A 323-nucleotide genomic window follows, 5' to 3' on the forward strand; every position below is an offset into this window, starting at 1 on the left:
TGCCGTTATTGTAGTTAATAATGACATCATCGCTGAAGATTGAGCTAACATCGAAGTCTTTGATTGCTAATACTCCAGCATAGCTTTTCATTGTTACTGCTGAAAAAGCTAGGGGGGTTTCTATTGACCCGATGGTTTTGTCTAATTTCCAGTCTCCTCCTAGGGTCGCATTGCCAGTTTTTTGGCTGGATGCTGCTATGTTGGCCCCTATCATTTGATTCAGGTGCTGGATGAATTTTTCTCCTATTTTTCCGGCTGCTACTTCACATCCATACACTAAAATATCGGCGGTTTTTGTTAGGGCTTTTCCCCACTGCTGAAGT

Annotated in this window: 1 protein-coding gene; it reads right to left on the reverse strand. The window is 42.4% G+C overall.

Annotation, left to right across the window (positions count from 1 at the left end; genetic code table 11):
* The coding region (locus PL9214_RS29535) for a DUF4347 domain-containing protein (protein WP_139295219.1) at positions 1-323 on the reverse strand (323 nt) is incomplete at both ends.

The organism is Planktothrix tepida PCC 9214 (assembly GCF_900009145.1).
GTDB lineage: Bacteria > Cyanobacteriota > Cyanobacteriia > Cyanobacteriales > Microcoleaceae > Planktothrix > Planktothrix tepida.